Origin of the sequence: Amycolatopsis circi (assembly GCF_003385235.1) — a bacterium.
Taxonomy (GTDB): Bacteria; Actinomycetota; Actinomycetes; order Mycobacteriales; family Pseudonocardiaceae; genus Amycolatopsis; species Amycolatopsis circi.
In genome coordinates, this window is sequence record NZ_PQIA01000004.1 from 61,008 (window position 1) to 78,153 (window position 17,146).

Below are 17,146 nucleotides of genomic sequence, written 5' to 3' on the forward strand. Positions count from 1 at the left end.
GTCAGGCCTCCCAGGCGACGTGCAGCGACGTCGGCCCGCGGAAGCCCCAGCCCCAGAACTCGACGTCCGAGGAGGTGTCGCGTTCGAGGTTCGGGATCGACTCGAACAGTTCCTCCAGCGCGATGCGCATGACGTGGTTGGCGAAGTAGATTCCGGCGCAGGCGTGGTTCCCGGCGCCGAAGGCCAGGTGCGGCAACGGAGGACGGTGCAGGTCGTAGCGGGTCGGGGCCTCGTAGACGCCGGTGTCGTGGTTGGCCGAACCGTAGGACAGGATCACCGGCGTGCCCGCGGGCAGGTCGACCCCGGCGACGGTGACCGGCGCGGTCGAGATCCTTGCGGTGGCCGACCAGATCGGCGAGGTCCAGCGCATCCCCTCGGAGATCGCGCGGGGGATCAGCGCCGGGTCGTCCACCACCTGCTCGAGCTGATCGGGTTCGCTGAACAGCCCGGTCAGCGTCGAGGCCATGCCGTGGCCCGGTTCCTGCATCGCGCCGAGCAGGTACACGTAGATCGTCGGGTAGACGTATTCGCGGTCGCGGGTTTTCCCCGGCGGCATCCCGTCGTGCAGCCAGTGCGAGATCGCGGTGTCGGCGGGTTCGGCGATCCACCGGTCGATCAGCGGGTCGACCGTCGCCTGGATCTCGGCCTTCGCCTCGTCGCCCTGGACGAATCCCTCCGGGTTGGCGAATTCGCCGTACTCGGTCATCGCCGCGTTGGTGAAGGACCGGCTGAGTTTCGCGAACCACTCGCGCAGTTTGTCCGAACTGGCGTCGTGCAGCCCGAGCAGATCGCCGAGGGAGCGGACGCTGACCGGTTCGCAGTACTGGGAGACGAGTTCCGCGCGGCCGTCGTTCTCGAACTTCTCGAGGTAGCCCCGCGCGATGGGGCGGACGAGGTCGTCGATCCACCGGTCGACCTCGACGGGCTGGAGGGCGGGTTCGACCATTGAGCGCAGGTCGGCGTGGATGTCGCCGTTGACCCCGATGATCGCCGGATGGCCGAAGGTCCGCCCGCCCGCCGGGGTGATGACGGCTTCGAAGTCCGGGCTGGTCGCGATCTCGCGGCAGATCTCCGCGGTCGTCGCGACGTACGAGCCTAGCACCGGCACGTACGCCAGCGGAGCCTCGCGGCGCAGCCGTTCGTAGGGCTCGTACGGGTTTCGCTCCAGCTGAGCCATCGTGATGTCGCCGATCCAGGAAAGGTCTTGGGCAGCGGTGCTGTTCGTCGTCATTGACGCGGCCTCCTTCGTGCGGGTCGGGAAGAAGGTAGGTCCGCGCGGGCCGGGTCCACGACACCCGAAGCGCGGATCCGGTACGGATCGCGCGACGAACCCGGCGTGTCGCCGCTGATCAGCTAGCATGCGTCCATGTCCGCACGCCGTGGTGCGGCGCCGCGGGACTGGGAGCGAGTCTCGAAGTCGGTGGCCGACGCCTACTTTCCGCACCAGCTGACGCCGCTCGGCGGCGGCCGCGAACCGCGGCTGACCCTGCGGACGCTGGACCTCGGTCCGGTGCTGATCGGGTACGTCGGATGGGGAGCCGACGTCGAGATCGCCTGCGACTACCCGGCCGCCTACGAGGTCAACCTGCCGTTGACCGGTCATCTCGCCAGCCGCGGCAAGCACGGCCCGGTGACGTCGGTGCCAGGGCAGGCGACGGTCTTCCGGGCCGACACGCCGTCGCTGATCACCCACTGGGACGCGACCTGCACCGTGCTGGGGGTCAAATTCGACCGGGACTGGCTGGACCGCGAGGCCGAGCGGGTCCTCGGCGGCGGGACCGTCCGGGTCGCGGGCGCGCTCCCGGACCAGCTCCGCCTCGAACACGGCCCGGCGCGCGACTGGCGGCATCTCGTCGCGGGCCTGTCGTCCCAGATGCGCGACGGCGCGTTGTTCAGCGACCAGCCGATCGTCCGGGAACAGCTGGCCGGAGCGGTCGCCGCCGGATTCCTCCTTGCCGGCTGCCCCGATCCCGGCCGCGTCCCGCCGCCGCGGCCGCGGGCGATCACCCGGTTGGTCGACGCCGTCCGCGCCGATCCGGCCCGGGCGTGGACCGCCGCGGAGATGGCCGCCGTCGCCGGGACCACGGTCCGGAGGCTGCAGGAGAGCTTCCGGGAATGGGTCGGCTGCACGCCGACGGAGCACCTCGTGGGCGTCCGCTTGCAGCACGCCCGCGCGGATCTCGAAGCGCACCCCGAATCGTCGGTCAGCGAGATCGCCGCGCGGTGGGGCTTTTCGAGCGCGAGCCGGTTCGCTGCGGCTTTTCGCCGGCGGTATGGACGTCCGCCGTCGCAAGCTCGCTGAGCCCCGGCCAGCTGACGCGAATCCGCGTCCCTGCCGGTCGTGAGTCCTTTGTGGACGATGGCGCGGCGGGCAGGGGGCGGGCCGGCGAACCCGCGCCTGCCGAAGACGACTCCGGCCGCCAGGCCTGAGCCGCCTGGGCAGTTGCCGGAGAAGAGCCTGCGGAGTCCGGCCCGCTCGGACGGTTCCCCGCCGCCAGACGCCCGTGTCAGCCGCGCGCCTCGGGGAGTTCGACGACGAACCGCGCCCCGCCGCCCGGCCTGGCCTCCGCCCACACGCGGCCGTTGTGGCGGTACACGTGGTCGGCGACGATCGCCAATCCCAACCCGGTTCCCGAATCGGGATCCCGTCGTCCGGCGTGCATTCCCCGGGAGAACCGCTCGAAAATGCGTTCCCGGAGTTCGGCGGGCACCCCGTCTCCGGCGTCGTCCACTTCCAGGCGGACGACGCCGTTGCGCGCGTGCACCGCCACCCGGACCGCACCACCGCCGTAGCGGGCCGCGTTGTCGAGCAGGTTCGCCAGGACCCGGTCGAGGCGGCGTCGGTCGGCGGCTACCAGCAGGGGTTGCGGGGAGAGGTCCAGCGTCGGCCGCGGGGCGGGGCTGCTCGCGATTCCGCTGCGGACGAGCGGGCCGAGATCGACGAGTTCGCGGTCGTCGCCGTTGTCGGCTTGGTCGACCGCTGAGATTTCCAGCAGGTCGAGCACCATTCCGCGGAACCGGTGCAGTTCGGCCAGCAGGAGTTGCAGCGCTTTCTGCGCGGGCGCGGGCATCGCGTCGCGGCGGCGGTCGAGGACTTCCGCGACGGTGGTCATCGTGGTGAGCGGTGAGCGCAGTTCGTGGCTGACGTCGGCGGCGAACCGGGCGTCGCGGCGGACGCGCTGTTCCAGAGCGTCGGCGGTGGAGTTGAACGTCGCGGCAAGGGGCGCGAGGTCTGGCCCGCCCTGTTCGGGCAGCCGGGCGCGCATGTCGCCGCGCGCGATTCGGGCGGCGGTCTCGGTGAACGCGGCGAGCGGGCGCAGCGCACGCTGGGCCGCCCACGCGCCGAGGACGACGCCGAACATGCCGCACGCCACCGTGCCCATGACGAGGATCATGCGCAGATTGCGAAAGGTTCGTTCAAGACCGAGCAGCGGGTGAAGCTCGACGTAGAAGCCGTTCGAGCTGGGAAGCGGTTGTGCGACAGCGAGTACCGGGATCCCGTCCGCGATGAAGCGCTCGTGCGCGGGCGCGCCGGGGTGGGCGCGGGAGAGCAGGTCGGGCGGGAGGTTCTCGGGCCCGACCGGGCGTCCGGCGGTGCGCCAGCCTCCGGGCAGAGACACGAGGACGGTCGAATTCGGCCCGGCGGCGAGGCCGGACAACAGTTCGCCGAGACCGTCGGACTGGGAGCGGACCTCGTTGTCGACCAAGCGCGCGTTGACGCGGGAATGGCGGTCGGCGCTCTGCTGGCGCTGGTTCAGCAGATACCCGGTGGCGAGGTGCCAGGTCGCCGCCGACAGCGCGCTGACCACCACCAGCAGCCCGAGCCCGAAAGCCGCAGAAACCCGCCAGCGCAAGGAAAGCCGGGATCCGGAAGCCGGGCTCATGGCCGGGGCTCGGCGCGGTAGCCGATGCCCCGGACCGTCAGCACGAGACGCGGGCAATCCGGATCCGGCTCGACTTTGCGCCGCAACCGCCGGATGTGCACGTCGAGGAGCCGCGTGCCGCCGAAGTAGTCGCGTCCCCAGATCCGGTGCAGCAACTGCTCCCGCGTGACGACCTCGCCCTCGGCGGCGGCCAGTTCGGCCAGGAGCCGGAATTCCGTGCGAGTAAGGCGAATCAGGACACCGTCGCGGGAAACGGTCTCGTCGTGCGTGCTCAGCAGCAGATCGCCGACCTGGAGACAGCACCGCCGAACCGGCGCGGCCCGGCGCAGCAGCGCGCGAATACGAGCCGCCAGCTCGCCGGCGACGAGCGGCTTGGTCACGTAATCGTCCGCGCCGGCTTCCAACCCCGCGATGACGTCCTGGCTGTCGGCCCGCGCGGTGATGATGATGACCGGCAAGTCGCCGCGGACGCGCAACTCCTTGCAGACGGCGAGCCCGTCCATGCCCGGCAGCATCAGGTCGAGCAGGACCACGTCCACGCTGGCCGTGTCGAGTGTCTCCAGCGCTTCTTCCCCGGACGCGGCCTGCTTCACCGCGCAGCCCTGGTCGGCGAGCGCGAGCGAAAGCGCTTCGCTGATCAGCGCGTCGTCCTCGACCAGCAAGACTCGGACCGTCATCGGGTCGCCCCTCCGCCGCGGAACATGCCCTAGAAATTGTTCCCTATCGCGGCAAGCCCAGGGCGGGTGCGGATTCCTCCGTGCGCGGGGGCGGATCGCTCGGTTTCAGCGGGACGGCCCCCTGCCGCCTGCCAGGCCCCAGCAATAAGTGGTGACGCAAAGCTCTGCCGCACCGGGGCCTGGACTCTCGGGCCTTCGAGCTGAAGCTCTAGCGGAACTCTCGGACGATGGGAGAACGAGAGCGATCTGGACCCGGTACCTCGTGATCGACGGCGTCGCGCCCGATGAGCGGCTCGCACGACGCGATGGGCAGGGGAGAGGGGGCTGCCGGGCATTGCTACGTGACGATCGTCTTACCAACACCGGCCGCGACGCTTGTATCTCGGCCGGCCAGGCGAGGTTTCCCGCTTTGCGGGCACGGATCGGCGTCAAGCGGGCGATTCGGGGGTAGCGCCGAGGCTGACGTAATCGCCACCGGTTCTAACCGGCATCGCCATTCACGAGCGGCACCGGCTCGAACATCGCCGGTTCGTCTTCCGGGAACAGGGCCGTCGGGCCGTACAGCCAGTCGGTGAACGCGTAGTCGTCGGTCGCGCGGGCACGCAGCAGGGCGTTGCGTTGCTCGCGCTCGACTCCGTCCAGATGCCACAGGTTTCCCCAGGCACGGGCGGTCAGCACGACGCGGCGGCAGTGCTCCGGCCGGACTGCCTGGTATGCGGCCAGCGCGCCGTCCCAATCGCCAGTTCCGAGCCGCTTCGCGTGTTCGGCCAGGACCCAGCCGTCTTCGATGGCCATGATCGCGCCTTGGGCGAGGTATTGCAGGGGCGGGTGCGTGGCGTCGCCGAGCAGGGCGAGTCTGCCGTCGACCCAGGTGGGGATGGGGTTCCGGTCGAACATGCGCCACCACTTGTCGCGCCACATCCGCGGGATCCCGGCTTGCACCTCGTCGCAGGTGGCGGCGAAGGCGGTGTCCAGCTCGTCCGGCGTGCCCCAGTCCTCCAGCCCCGCCACGGCCTTCGGAGACTCGAAAACGGCTACTTGATTGAGCAAATCACCGCCGCGAAGTCCATAGTGGACAAAGTGGCAGCGCGGGCCGACGTACACGACGACCTCGGACAGATCGACCGGGCGGCCGACCTCGGCGATCGGCACGGTGCCGCGGTAAGCGACGTAAGCCGACGAGACCGGTTGGTCGTCCGCGAAGTGCGTCCGGGCCACGGAGTGCAGGCCGTCGGCGGCGATCACGACCGGTGCGGTGTGGACGGTGCCGTCGTCGGTCACCGCGGTCGCGGGGTCGTGGGTGTACGACACGATCCGTTGCTCGGTGAGGAGTTCGACGCCCGCGTCGCGGCAGGCGTCGAGGAACAGCCGGTGCAGGTCGCTGCGGTGGATGACCAGGTACGGGAAGCCGTAGCGCCGTTCGAGGTCGCGCAGGTCAAGCGCGGTGAGGTCGCGGCCGTCGACGGCGTCGCGCATGACCATCCGGTCCGGGACGACGCCGCGCGCCTTCGCGGTGTCCAGCAGACCGTAGGCGTCGAGGATCCGGGTGCAGTTGGGGGCGAGCTGGATGCCGGCACCGACCTCGCCGAACTCCTTCGCCTGCTCCAGAACCCGGACCCGCAGGCCGAGCCGGGACAGCGCGAACGCGGTGCTCAGCCCGCCGATCCCGCCGCCGACGACGAGTACGTCAGGGGTGTCCATGGGCTCTCCTCACAACCAGGGGCCGAGGTCGGGGACCCCTGTCAGCGAATGCGGACGCCCGGCCAGGTACGCCGCGACGTCGGGCAGCGGTCCGTCCGGCAGCGTGTCGAGACCGCGCTTGGCCTGGATTTCGGCGACGAGCGCGGACAGGAAGGCGTTCGGCAGGTCGGCGAACGTCAGCCCGGTGCCGAGGTCGACCGCGTGCACGCAGACCTCGCGCGCCCGGAGCCACGGGATCTCGGTGGCGGGAACCGTCCGGCCCTGCGCGGTAACCACTTCGGCTTGCCACTGCGATGGGGTCAACGCGGCCATCGCGGATTCCAGCGAGCGCGCCGAATCCTGCAGCCACGCCGTGAGCTTGGCTTCGGGCCGCTGCGAGCCTGTCTCGATGTCGGCGTTGCGCTGGTCCGGCGAGGCGTACATCGGGGTGCGCTCGCCGGTTCGGGCCCAGTGCACGAGGTTGCCGAGGGCATCCGCGTTAGCCGCGACGTGCGCGGCGAGGTGCTTGCGGGTCCAGCCGGGCAGCGCGCTCGGTTCGGACAGCTCTTTCGCGTGGGTCAGGAAAAGCTCGGTCCCGAACGCGACCCACTTCCCGGAATCACCCCGCGCCATCAGGATTCCTTCACGATCTGGTTGACGCACGCGCCGATCCCGGAGACCTCGGTGACGACGGTTTCGCCGCCGGTCAGGTAGACCTTCGGGTCGCGCGCGTGGCCGACGCCCGCCGGAGTGCCGGTCGCGATCAGGTCGCCCGGGTTGAGCTGGACGATCGTGGAGATGTACTGCACCAGGAACACCGGGTCGAACAGCAGCGTGCCAGTGTCGTCCTGCTGCATGACACGACCGTCCACAGTGGTCTTCACCTCGAGCGCGGGACGGACGCCGCCGACCTCGTCCGGCGTGACGACGTACGGACCGACTGGCGTCGAGGACTGCCAGATCTTCCCCTGCGTCCACTCGATGGTGCGGAATTGCCAGTCGCGGACCGAGACGTCGTTCATGACGGTGAACCCGGCGATCGCCGCCGCGGCCTCGTGCTCGCTGGCCCGCCGGACGGTCTTGCCGACTACGACGACGAGTTCGACCTCCCAGTCGAGCGCGTCGGTCTCCGGCGGCTTGACGATCGGGTCGGCCGGACCGGTCAGGGTGTCGGCGAACTTGGGGAACAGCGTCGGGTACGAAGGCAGTTCGCGGCCCATTTCCTTGATGTGGTTGGTGTAGTTGTGCCCGACACAGACCACTTTGGACGGATTGGGCACGACCGGAGCGAGATCCGCGCCCTCGGCGGGCCAGGTCTCGCCGTTCGCCTGGGCGGCGTGCGCTTTCCAGCCGTCTTGGGCGAACAACGCGCCGAGGTCGGGGGAGCCGAGGTCGACGAGCACGTCGCCGTCGAGGCGGACGGCGCGGGTGCCGCCGTTGACGCGGAGGGTGGCGAGCTTCATCGGAGAGTCTCCTGACGGTCGAGGTGGAGCGCCTCGAAGACGGGCGCGTCCGAGAAACGGAACAGGTCGAGGGTGCCGGAGTCGGAATCCGTGGCACCGGCCTCCGACTTCACCGAGAACGGCTGCCACGACGGGACGACGAACAGGTCCCCGCGCGAAACCGCCCACGAGGTGTCGCCGACGGTCACCGTGCCGGAGCCGTCGAACACCTGGCAGACCGACGAGCCGGTCTCGCGCACCGGCGCGGTCTCGGCGCCCCGGGCCACGCGGTGGAACTCGGCGCGGATGGTCGGCAGGACGTCGGAACCGTTGTGCGGATTGGTAAACCGAACGGCCGCGTGTCCTGGTTCGACCGTTCCGCCGTAGCCCTCTTTCTCCAGTTGCAGCTGGTCGCGCAAGGCAGCGTCGGTGTGCTCCCACTTGTACGCCAGCAACGGCGAACCCGGCGCGACGGTGCCGACCGACAGCGGCCGCAGACCCGGATGCGCCCACAGCCGTTCGGAACGGGAACGCTCGGGCGTGGTCCGTTCCGCTGAGCTGATCTCTTCGCGGCCGAATTCGAAGAACTGGGCGTCGATGCCGTACTGGAACGGGATGTCGAGGCCGTCGAGCCAGGCCATCGGCTCACGGGTGGCGTTGTGGTGCGCGTGCCAGTTCCAGCCTGCCTGCGGCAGGAAGTCGCCGCGCCGCATCGGCACCGCGTCGCCGCCGACGACCGTCCACACGCCGGAGCCTTCGACGACGAACCGGAACGCGTTCTGGGTGTGCCGGTGCTCCGGCGCGTCCTCGCCGGGCATCAGGTACTGGATCGCGGCCCACAGCGTCGGCGTCGCGAACGGACGGCCGTCGAGTCCCGGGTTGGCGAGCGCGATCGCCCGCCGCTCGCCGCCGCGCCCGACCGGAACGATCTCGCCCGCCTGCTCGGCGAGCCGCAGCAGGTTCTCCCACTGCCATCGATGCGGCACCGCCCGTGAGCGCGGGTGCGCGGGCATCAGGTCGCCGATCTCCGTCCACAACGGAACGAGCAGCTCCTGTTCGAAGCCGCGGTAGAGGTTCCGCAGGGCGGGCGTCACCGCGGGCTGGTCCGGTGCGTCGACCGCGGCGAGCTGAACGGGAGTTCGCGCTGGAGTGCTGGGCATGGGGTTATGGTGGGCGGATCCCGGCCTGCGGAAAACGGGATTCTGGTGTGCGGAAAGGCGGCCTCGGATGGACAAGCGGTTCAAGGCTCCGCCGCCGTACGCGGTGGCGAGCGTCGACAATGCCCTGCGGATCGCGGCGATGCTGCAGCTCGAAGGCGCGTTGACGGTCTCCGAGGTGGCCGAGCGGATCGGCGTCGCGCCGTCAACGGCGCACCGGCTGCTCGCGATGCTCGTGTACCGCGATTTCGCCGTCCAGGACGCCAACCGGGCCTATCGCGTAGGCCCCGTGCTGGAGCTGGCGGCGCACTCACAGTCGGCCGCTTCGAAATTGCGCGCGGCTGCGCTCCCGCATTTGCGGCGGCTGGTGGACCTGCTTGACGAGTCGGTGAATCTGACCGTCCGGACGGGGGACACGGCCCGGTTCATCGCGAGCGTGGAGTGCTCGCAGGCGCTGCGCGTCGGTTCACGCGAAGGGATGGTTTTCCCGGTCCATCAGACGACAGCCGGTCTGCTGCTGCTCGCCGAACTGCCACCGGAACAGGTCGAGGAACTCTACGCGGTGGACAAGCCGGGCGAACGACCCGATCCGGCTGAGCTGCGGGCGGACTTGGCGCGCGTGCGGCGCAGCGGTTTCGCGCTCAACCAGGGACGTTCGGAACGAGGGGTGGCCGCGGTGGGCGTGCCGGTGCACGGCGCGGACGGGACGGTCGTCGCCGGGTTGTCGGTGTCGATGCCGAGCGTGCGGTACCAGAAGGATCGGCTGCCGACCCTGGTCGCAGCGCTGCGCGCGACGGCGGCCGCGCTGGAAGCGGATCTGCGCGGTTAACCCACCCGCTGGTCTTCGTGCGCGAGTGCCGCCGCGAAGGCCGCGTGCACATTGAGGAATTGCTGCACCGGCAGCTCCGCCGCCACCCCGGGCCGCTGCGGGGCCAGTCTTTTGGCTGCCCAAGCACTCCAGCGCACGTGTGCCTCGGCGACGCTCAAGTGGGCCGCTTCGGCGGCATGGCGTGCGTGCACGCCGTCCAGAATCGCTTGGTGCATCAGAGCGGGAGTCGAACGTTGTTCCCACGCGCGCAAGGACGCCATCGAGGAAAGCCGGTGCAGCGTCGAGGACACGGTCGGCGGTGCTGAGCGGGGCAGCGGAAAACCGCGTTCGAGCGGCCCCCTCCGCGGTGCCGCGCCATCTGTGTCGTCAGTGATCAAGCTCGTCATCAGAGTCCCTCCGACGTGCGGTTACCCGCTACGAGACCGGCGAAACCTTGATCGTCCCGCGGTGCGGGCGTTGCCGGGCAGCAGCGGGTCGATCTCGACCGGATCCAGATGCGGGTCGCGCAGCAGGGAACCGATCGCGGCTTTGGCGACGGCCAGGATCGGCACCGCGAGCAGCGCCCCGACGATCCCGGCGATTTCCAGCCCGAGCGCGATGCCCAGCACGACGGCCAGCGGATGCAGCCGGACCGCGCGCCCGAGCAGCAACGGCTGCAGCACATGGCTTTCCAGCTGCATCACCGCGACGACGATCGCGAGCACGATGCCCGCCGCGACGAATCCGTTGGCGACCAGGGCGATCAGCACGGCGACCGAGCCGGTCACCACCGCGCCGAGGATCGGCACGAACGCGCCGATGAAGATCAGCGCCGCCAGCGGCACCGCGAGCGGAACCCCGACCAGCCAGATGCCGACGCCGATGCAGACCGCGTCCACACAGGCGACGGCCACGGTCGCGCGCACGTAGCTGACCAGCGAGGCGAACCCGCGGCGACCGGCGACGTCGATCTCGTCGCGGATGGAGGCGGGCGCGATCCGCAGCAGGAAGCGCCACACCTGATTGCCGCTGTAGAGAAAGAATACGAGCACGAACAGCGTCAGCAGCATCTCGGTCAGCACGCCGCCGACGGTCGCGGCGGTGGAGAGCACGCGCGAGGAAAGCTCGGCGGTGTTGCCCTGGATCGCGTTGACGGCTTTCTCGAACAGTTGCTGCAGTTGAGGCAGGTGCAGCGGTCCGTGCTGCAGCCAGTCGTTGATCCTTGTGAGGCTGGCCCCGATCTGGCTGCTCAGCTGCGGCAGGCTCGCGGTGACCGTGGTGATCACCAACGTGAGAACTCCGCCGAGGACGGCGAACCCGACGACGATCGCGAGGAGCGTGGCCAGCGCGCGGGGCACGTGCCAGCGCACCAGCCGTTCCACCAGCGGCGCGAACAGCGCCGACAGCAGCAGGGCGATCCCGATCGGCACGGTGACGCTCGCGAGATAGCCGAGCGTCCACGCGATGACCCCGAGCATGGTTAGGACGACGAGGAACCGCCAGCTGGCCGCCGCCGCGACTCGCAGCGACCACGGCACCGCGTCGGCGGCCTCGCGCCGTCGATGACGGTTCGCGCCCGCGACCCGGCGGGCCGGGACGCTCATCCCGTCGCTGCCTTGGCCTTGGCCGACAATGGCTTCGCGACCGATTCGAGCGAGCGCCGTTCAGCGCGAACCCCCAGGAACGTCTCGGCGATGCCGCCCGCGATCATCATGCCCGCGCCCAGGTAGTAGCCGAAGGCGACGTTGCCGACCACGCCGGTCTCGACCAGGCTGCCGAACAGCACCGGGCCGATGATCCCGCCGAGGCCGGTGCCGACGGAGTAGAAGATCGCGATCGCCAGTGCGCGCACTTCCAGCGGGAAGATTTCCGACACCGTGAGGTACGCGGAACTGGCTCCGGCCGAGGCGAGGAAGAACACCGCGCACCAGGCGATCGTCAGGGTGAGCGCGGACAGCACTCCTGCTTGGAACAGCAGCCCGGTCCCGACGAGCAGCACGCCCGAGCCCAGGTAGCTGGTGACGATCATCGGACGGCGGCCGATCGAGTCGAAGAACCTCGCGAGGATCAGCGGACCGACGAAGCTGCCCAGCGCGAGCGGGACCAGGTAAAGGCCGACGGACCCGCTGGACACGCCGAAGAACCGGCTGAGCACCAAGCCTTGGGTGAAGTAGACGGCGTTGTAGAGGAATGCCTGCCCGACGAACAGGGCGAGACCGAGCAGCGTCCGTCTCGGATAGCTGCGCACGAGGGTCGCCGCGACTTCGGTCAGGCTGGTTCGCGTGCGTTCCTCGACCTCGATGGTGTCGTCCACCGGTTCGAGCTGCTTGCCGGTCGCTTCCTCGACGCGGTCTTCGATGCCGGTGACGACTTGGTCGGCCTCGTCGGCGCGGCCGTGGGTGAACAGCCAGCGCGGGCTTTCGGGGACGGTCCGGCGGACGATCAGGATGAACAGGCCGAACACCGCGCCCAGCCCGAAGGCCAGCCGCCAGCCGAGCCAGGCCGGAATCAGGCCGACGTCGAGCAGGATCAGGCTGAGCGCGGCGCCGCCGGCCGCGCCGAACCAGTACGAGCCGTTGACCGCCAGGCTGACCGTCGCGCGCCACCGGGCGGGCACGAGTTCGTCGATCGCGGAGTTGATCGCCGCGTACTCGCCGCCGATCCCGGCGCCGGTGAGGAACCGCATGACGAAGAACCACCACGGCGCAAAGGAAAACGCGGTCAGGATGGTAGCGAGCAGGTAGAGGCCGAGCGTCAGCAGGAACAGCCGTTTCCGGCCCCAGCGGTCGGTCAGGTAGCCGAAGACCAGCGAACCGCAGACCGCGCCGGTGACGTAGCACGAGGTCGCGAGCCCGATCTGGGTCTCGGACAGCACCAGGCCGCTGCCGGGTTCGGTCAGCCGGTCCGAGAGCGCGCTGACGATGGTCACCTCGAGCCCGTCGAGGATCCACACGGTGCCCAGCCCGACGAGCATCAGCCAATGCCACGACGACCAGGGCAGCCGGTCCATCCGCGCCGGCACATCGGTTCGCACCACGTCGATCACCTCGCGCCGCGAATTCCCGGCGGAGATCACTCGCAAACGGCGCGGCTATAACCAGTCGACGGCGCGCAGCACGAAGAACGCGGCCACGCCGAGCACGAGGACCGCCACCGCGACGAGCCAGAAGACGGGCAGTTTGCGCGACGGCATGGGTTGTGGATGCGAGAGTCCCGAAGTCTGCCCGGCGTCGGGCGGGGTGTCGCCGGGCGGCACCGAGCCGCCCGGTTCGAGACCCGGCACGTCGTCCGGTTCGGGCCCGGGTGCGGTCATCTCCGGTCTCCTCGTCGTCGGGGCAATCACCGGACGGGTTTGCCGCCTCGGGCGGGGATAAACGCGGGAGTGGCGGGAAGAGACCAGGCCGTTGCCCGGGAACCTCCCATGCCTCGCGCATGCCTGGAGAAACCCGCTCGGCAGGCCCGGCCCCGAGCAGGGCTGTCCATTGTGGATATTCCGAGCCCGCGCCGCTACCGTCCGGCGAGCACCCGCTCGGCGATCGCGACCATGGCCTCGGTCAGCAGCGCCATCTGGTCCCGCATGGAACCCTCCGGTTCCGCCTGCCACGCGACGAACGCGCCGTCGAATCCGGCGATGCCGAAGTAGTCCAGCGCTTCGCCCGCCTTCTCCGCCGCCTCGGGACCGGCGCTGGCCCACGACTGGGAGATCTCGCGGCGGTTTCCCGGATCACCGCGCCGAGCCTGCTGATCCACGGCCGCGACGACCGGGTGGTGTCCTTCGAATCGACCCTGTTCCTGGCAGCGAATATTCCAAATTCCCGGGCGGTTTTGCTGAACCGGTGCGGGCATTGGGCGCAACTGGAGCATGCGGAGGAATTCAACCGGGTGGTGACGGATTTCGTGCTGCACCACTAGCGCCCGGCGCGTGCTGGCAGATCCGTTCCCCGGTGCGGATCTGCCAGCAGCCCGGCACTGGCGGAGTCAGCCGTCGCGCTCGTCACCGACCGCCTCACGATGCTCGCCAGGCTCAGCCGCACCGCCTGACGCACAGCTGCGCCATCCAGTGCCGAGCGATACCTAGTCACGCGAGCCGATCCGCGCCTCCGGCAACCCGGCCAGCCTGGCGGCCCGGAGCACCTGCGCGAGTTCGTCCGGTGCTTCCAGCGGCAGGAGGTGGCCGCTGCCGGGGATGACGGTCATGCTCGCCCGCGCCAGGTAGGGCAGCAGGTTCCGGCGCAGCACCCCGATCGGTTCCACCTGGTCGTGCTCGCCCGCGACGACCAGGACGGGGACGTCGATGGCACGGGCCGCGCGAGTGATGTCCTCGGCGATTCCGCGCAGGGGCCATTCGAGGCGGGCTTCGTCGCTGCAGGCCCGGGAGTCCGCGAGGATCTGGGCTTTCGCCTCGCCGTTCAGCGAGGCGGCGGTGAGGACGGTGTCGCGTGCGGCCGCAGTCGACTCGTCGGAGTCGTAGGCGTGGGACAGTCCTTCGCGGTATTCAGGCGTCACCGTCTCGGCGGGTTTGGCGGGTCCGGGCGCGACGAGGACGAGACCGGCGAGCCCGGCCGGACGCGTGGAAGCCACCAGTTGGGCGACTTTGCCGCCCATGGAATGCCCGACCAGGAGGTAGTCGGTCACTCCCGCGTCGGCGAGCACCGCCTTCGTATCGTCTGCGTACTGCTGCAGCGTGTACGGGCCGGGGAGTTCGCGCGACCGTCCCCACCCGCGCAGGTCGACGGTCACCGCGGCCTGCCCCGGCAGTCGATCGAGGACCGGCCGCCAGGTGCGCGCCGAGCCGCCCCAGTAGTGAAGAAATACCAGCACCGGCCCGTCGCCCGGCCGGTGATCGTATCCCGGAAGCTGTGTCGAAACAGTCATGAGAGCGCTCCTTTTCCGCGTGGTCTGCTCGTCATCGAGTCAACCGGCCGCACTGCCCGGACGCATCGTCGTGGCCGGACGGGGCATGGTGAAAAATGGACAGCATGACCGGGATTCGCCAGCTCGCCTACCAGCCGCCGCGGGAGTCCGGCGCGCCCGTCGAGACGATGTCGTTCGCGAAGCTGCGGCGGCTCGACCGCGGTACGACCGAACGCGGCGACTTTCACGTGCTCGCGGTGGTCCGGCGCGGGCACGGCCGGGTGTCGATCGACTTCGCCAGTCACCCGCTGGCTGCCCGGAGCGCGGTGTGGATCCGGCCCGGCGTCGTGCACCGCTGGGACGATCTCGGCGACCTTGCCGGAGACCTGGTGCTGTTCGTGCCCACTGCACCGGCCGCCCCCGGCAGCCGCGACCTGGCGGCCGACGCGTCGGCGTGCTGGACCGTCCCCGCCGCGCAATGGCCGCTGGTCACCGCCGCGCTCGCGCACCTGCGCGGCGAGGCACGCGCCGTACCGCAGGCGCGGACCGGCGAACTGCTCGGCCTGGTGCTGTCCGCGCTGCTGCTGCGGCTCGCGCCGCCGTCCTCCGGCGGTGACGCCGGGCAGGGTCTGTTCCACCGGTTCCGCACTGCGGTGGAAGAGGATTTCCGGGTCCGCCACGACGTCGCCCACTACGCCCGCAAGCTCGGGTACTCCCCGCGAACGCTGACGCGAAGCGTCCAAGCCGCGACGGGCCGCAGCTGCAAGGACTACTTGTGCGAACGCTTGGTCCTGGAGGCCAAGCGGCTGCTCGCCCACGACCGGCTCAGCGCGGCCCGCTGCGGGCATCGGCTGGGTTTCCCCGACGCCTCGAACTTCTCCGCGTTCTTCCTGCACCACACCGGCGTCCGCCCCGGGCAATGGCAGTCGGAGCACTTGGCTGGACGCGTCTAGCACCGCTGGCCAGAAACCGGTGAAAAGTGTCCCCGCGGCCAGTTCCGCGCGCGGGCACTCCGACATTAGCGTTCGCCCGGTGATTGTCGTTTCCGCCGTTCTCGTCGGCGTTGTCTACGTACTGCTCAACTCTTTCCTCGCCGAGCCGCATCGCCGTCGGTTCAACGCGATCATGGTCGCGGGCGCCGGAGCCGCCTACCTCAGCAGCGGCGCGTTCGGCCCGTGGGAGCTGGCCTTCACCGCCGCGGTCACCTACTGCGCCTACCGCGGCCTGCGGTCCTGGGCTTTCATCGGAGTCGCCTGGCTCCTGCACACGACCCTGGACGTGCTGCACCACCTCAAAGGCGCGCCGATCCTGCCCTTCGCGCACACCTCGTCGCTGGGCTGCGCCATCTGCGATCCGGTGATCGCCGTCTGGTGCTTTACCGGCGGGTTGTCCGTGAAGGAAACCCGCACGAAACTCGTCTCCGTGCGGACCTCGGGCTGACCTCTGTCTTGACGGCCGCGCTCCGGCGTCAACCGTCGTGCCCTGCCGGGTCTTCTGGTGCGCCGCCCATCATGCGCAGCATCCCGCCGCCGCCGGTGCGGAAGAACCGCACGACCAGAACGGCGGCGAGGAGCAGGAAGGCGATGTTGAGCCAGGTGGTGTAGTTCCACGAAATGCCCGCCTTCAGCACGGTCGCCGAGCGCTGTTTCGGGATGAGGCCGGTGGCGCCGAAGAGGAGTTCGACGAGGTAGCCGGCGCCGACCATCGCGGCGTAGAAGGCGCCCAGCAGCACCAGGGTCATGCGGGTGCCGTAGTAGCGGCGGTAGATGTTGAGGATCGGCAGGATCAGCAGGTCGGCGAAGATGAACGCGACCACGCCGCCGAAGCTGATGCCGCCGTTCCACAGCACCGCGGCCAGCGGGACGTTGCCGATGGAGCACACGAACGACAGGATCGCCACGACCGGCCCGACGAGCGGTCCCCACAGCGCCGAGACGACCGGGTGGTCGGTGAAGAAGAAGGCGCGCCAGAACGACTCCGGCACCCACGCGCCGACCGCGCCCGCGATCAGCAGCCCGATCACCAGGTCCCGCAGGATCGCCGCCCATTCCATGACGAACACGTGCGAGACCGACGTGAACCCGCGCGGCGAGAGCAGCCGCCGCCAGAACGAACCCTCGCCGGCCGCCGACATGTCCATGGCGGCATGGCCTTCCATCGACCCGGCGAGGCCTCGCTCGGACTGCTCGCGTGCCTTCTCGATCAACCGCTTGCGCGCGAAGATCCGGAACAGCAGCGCCACCAGCACGATCATGATCGGGCCGCCGACGAACTCCGCCGCGGTGAACTGCCAGCCCATCAGCAACGCCATGATGATGCCGAGTTCGACGACCAGGTTGGTGGAGCCGATCTCGAACGCCATCGCCGCGGTGAAGTTCGCGCCCTTGCGAAACAGCGACCGCGCCAGCGCCACGGCGGCATAGGAACACGACGACGACGCGGCGCCCAGCAGGGAAGCCACCGCGAGCGTCCGGGGCCGGTCGTCGCCCATCAGCCGCACGATCGTGGACTTGCGCACCACCGCCTGCACCACGGCGGACAGCGCGAACCCCAGAATGAGCGCCCACAGGATCTCCCAGGTCATCGACCCGGCCAACGCGAGCGCGTGCCCGATCTCCTTCATCCGGTCTACCGCCTCCTTCCG

At 70.1% G+C, this 17,146-nt stretch carries 18 protein-coding genes; 5 read left to right on the forward strand and 13 right to left on the reverse strand.

Annotated elements, in window-relative coordinates; all coding sequences use genetic code 11:
* Position 1 precedes the first annotated feature (1 nt).
* Positions 2-1,231, reverse strand: a complete 1,230-nt coding sequence (locus tag D0D37_RS01740) for a cytochrome P450 (RefSeq protein ID WP_116198714.1) — start codon at positions 1,229-1,231, stop codon at positions 2-4.
* A gap of 135 nt (positions 1,232-1,366) precedes the next feature.
* Here D0D37_RS01740 and D0D37_RS01745 point away from each other — a divergent pair, with 135 nt between their 5' ends.
* Positions 1,367-2,302 (forward strand): AraC family transcriptional regulator, encoded by a 936-nt coding sequence (locus tag D0D37_RS01745; protein WP_116198715.1) that lies wholly within the window; start codon positions 1,367-1,369, stop codon positions 2,300-2,302.
* A gap of 205 nt (positions 2,303-2,507) precedes the next feature.
* On the opposite strand, the gene D0D37_RS01750 is transcribed toward D0D37_RS01745, so the two are convergent.
* The 6 genes from D0D37_RS01750 to D0D37_RS01775 all read right to left on the reverse strand — a co-directional run bounded on the left by D0D37_RS01750 (position 2,508) and on the right by D0D37_RS01775 (position 8,843).
* Positions 2,508-3,884: a sensor histidine kinase gene (locus D0D37_RS01750; protein WP_116198716.1), complete on the reverse strand. Its 1,377-nt coding sequence runs from the start codon at positions 3,882-3,884 to the stop codon at positions 2,508-2,510.
* Complete coding sequence (locus D0D37_RS01755) at positions 3,881-4,561, reverse strand: response regulator transcription factor (RefSeq protein ID WP_116198717.1); 681 nt, start codon at positions 4,559-4,561, stop codon at positions 3,881-3,883. The genes D0D37_RS01750 and D0D37_RS01755 overlap by 4 nt, the downstream gene beginning before the upstream one ends.
* Before the next feature lie 480 nt (positions 4,562-5,041).
* Positions 5,042-6,262 carry an FAD-dependent oxidoreductase gene (locus D0D37_RS01760; RefSeq protein WP_116198718.1) on the reverse strand — a complete coding sequence of 407 codons (1,221 nt, stop codon included), beginning with the start codon at positions 6,260-6,262 and terminating at the stop codon, positions 5,042-5,044.
* Positions 6,263-6,271: 9 nt separating this feature from the next.
* A complete protein-coding gene (locus D0D37_RS01765) occupies positions 6,272-6,874 on the reverse strand; it encodes a maleylpyruvate isomerase family mycothiol-dependent enzyme (RefSeq protein WP_116198719.1) in 603 nt (200 codons plus the stop codon).
* On the reverse strand, positions 6,874-7,704 hold the full coding sequence (locus D0D37_RS01770; RefSeq protein ID WP_116198720.1) for a fumarylacetoacetate hydrolase family protein: 831 nt from the start codon (positions 7,702-7,704) through the stop codon (positions 6,874-6,876). Before D0D37_RS01770 ends, D0D37_RS01765 begins: the two co-directional genes overlap by 1 nt.
* Entirely contained in the window at positions 7,701-8,843 is a 1,143-nt protein-coding gene (locus D0D37_RS01775) for a cupin domain-containing protein (protein WP_116198721.1), read from the reverse strand. The genes D0D37_RS01770 and D0D37_RS01775 overlap by 4 nt, the downstream gene beginning before the upstream one ends.
* Before the next feature lie 67 nt (positions 8,844-8,910).
* On the opposite strand from D0D37_RS01775, the gene D0D37_RS01780 reads away from it, so the two are divergent.
* Positions 8,911-9,669: an IclR family transcriptional regulator gene (locus D0D37_RS01780; protein WP_116198722.1), complete on the forward strand. Its 759-nt coding sequence runs from the start codon at positions 8,911-8,913 to the stop codon at positions 9,667-9,669.
* Here the strand turns inward: D0D37_RS01780 and D0D37_RS01785 are convergent.
* The 4 genes from D0D37_RS01785 to D0D37_RS01800 are packed head-to-tail and all read right to left on the reverse strand — an operon-like array spanning position 9,666 to position 12,961.
* The gene (locus D0D37_RS01785) at positions 9,666-10,055 is read right to left on the reverse strand and encodes a hypothetical protein (protein ID WP_116198723.1); all 390 of its coding nucleotides are present in this window, start codon (positions 10,053-10,055) and stop codon (positions 9,666-9,668) included. The two genes, D0D37_RS01780 and D0D37_RS01785, sit on opposite strands and share 4 nt — an antisense overlap.
* Before the next feature lie 21 nt (positions 10,056-10,076).
* Positions 10,077-11,252 (reverse strand): AI-2E family transporter, encoded by a 1,176-nt coding sequence (locus tag D0D37_RS01790; protein ID WP_116198724.1) that lies wholly within the window; start codon positions 11,250-11,252, stop codon positions 10,077-10,079.
* Positions 11,249-12,685: an MFS transporter gene (locus D0D37_RS01795; protein WP_244223340.1), complete on the reverse strand. Its 1,437-nt coding sequence runs from the start codon at positions 12,683-12,685 to the stop codon at positions 11,249-11,251. Before D0D37_RS01795 ends, D0D37_RS01790 begins: the two co-directional genes overlap by 4 nt.
* 54 nt (positions 12,686-12,739) lie before the next feature.
* Complete coding sequence (locus D0D37_RS01800) at positions 12,740-12,961, reverse strand: DUF6480 family protein (RefSeq protein ID WP_116198725.1); 222 nt, start codon at positions 12,959-12,961, stop codon at positions 12,740-12,742.
* Between the two features lie 119 nt (positions 12,962-13,080).
* On the opposite strand from D0D37_RS01800, the gene D0D37_RS48990 reads away from it, so the two are divergent.
* On the forward strand, positions 13,081-13,560 hold the full coding sequence (locus tag D0D37_RS48990) for an alpha/beta fold hydrolase (RefSeq protein WP_208719749.1): 480 nt from the start codon (positions 13,081-13,083) through the stop codon (positions 13,558-13,560).
* 162 nt (positions 13,561-13,722) lie between these two features.
* On the opposite strand, the gene D0D37_RS01815 is transcribed toward D0D37_RS48990, so the two are convergent.
* Entirely contained in the window at positions 13,723-14,523 is an 801-nt protein-coding gene (locus tag D0D37_RS01815; RefSeq protein ID WP_116198726.1) for an alpha/beta fold hydrolase, read from the reverse strand.
* Positions 14,524-14,627: 104 nt separating this feature from the next.
* On the opposite strand from D0D37_RS01815, the gene D0D37_RS01820 reads away from it, so the two are divergent.
* Both D0D37_RS01820 and D0D37_RS01825 read left to right on the forward strand, forming a co-directional pair.
* Positions 14,628-15,455 carry a helix-turn-helix domain-containing protein gene (locus D0D37_RS01820; protein WP_116198759.1) on the forward strand — a complete coding sequence of 276 codons (828 nt, stop codon included), beginning with the start codon at positions 14,628-14,630 and terminating at the stop codon, positions 15,453-15,455.
* An 82-nt stretch (positions 15,456-15,537) separates the two neighbouring features.
* Positions 15,538-15,942 carry a DUF6010 family protein gene (locus tag D0D37_RS01825; RefSeq protein ID WP_425266886.1) on the forward strand — a complete coding sequence of 135 codons (405 nt, stop codon included), beginning with the start codon at positions 15,538-15,540 and terminating at the stop codon, positions 15,940-15,942.
* A 28-nt stretch (positions 15,943-15,970) separates the two neighbouring features.
* Here D0D37_RS01825 and D0D37_RS01830 read toward each other — a convergent pair whose 3' ends face one another.
* Complete coding sequence (locus D0D37_RS01830; RefSeq protein ID WP_116198727.1) at positions 15,971-17,125, reverse strand: permease; 1,155 nt, start codon at positions 17,123-17,125, stop codon at positions 15,971-15,973.
* Positions 17,126-17,146: the final 21 nt, after the last annotated feature.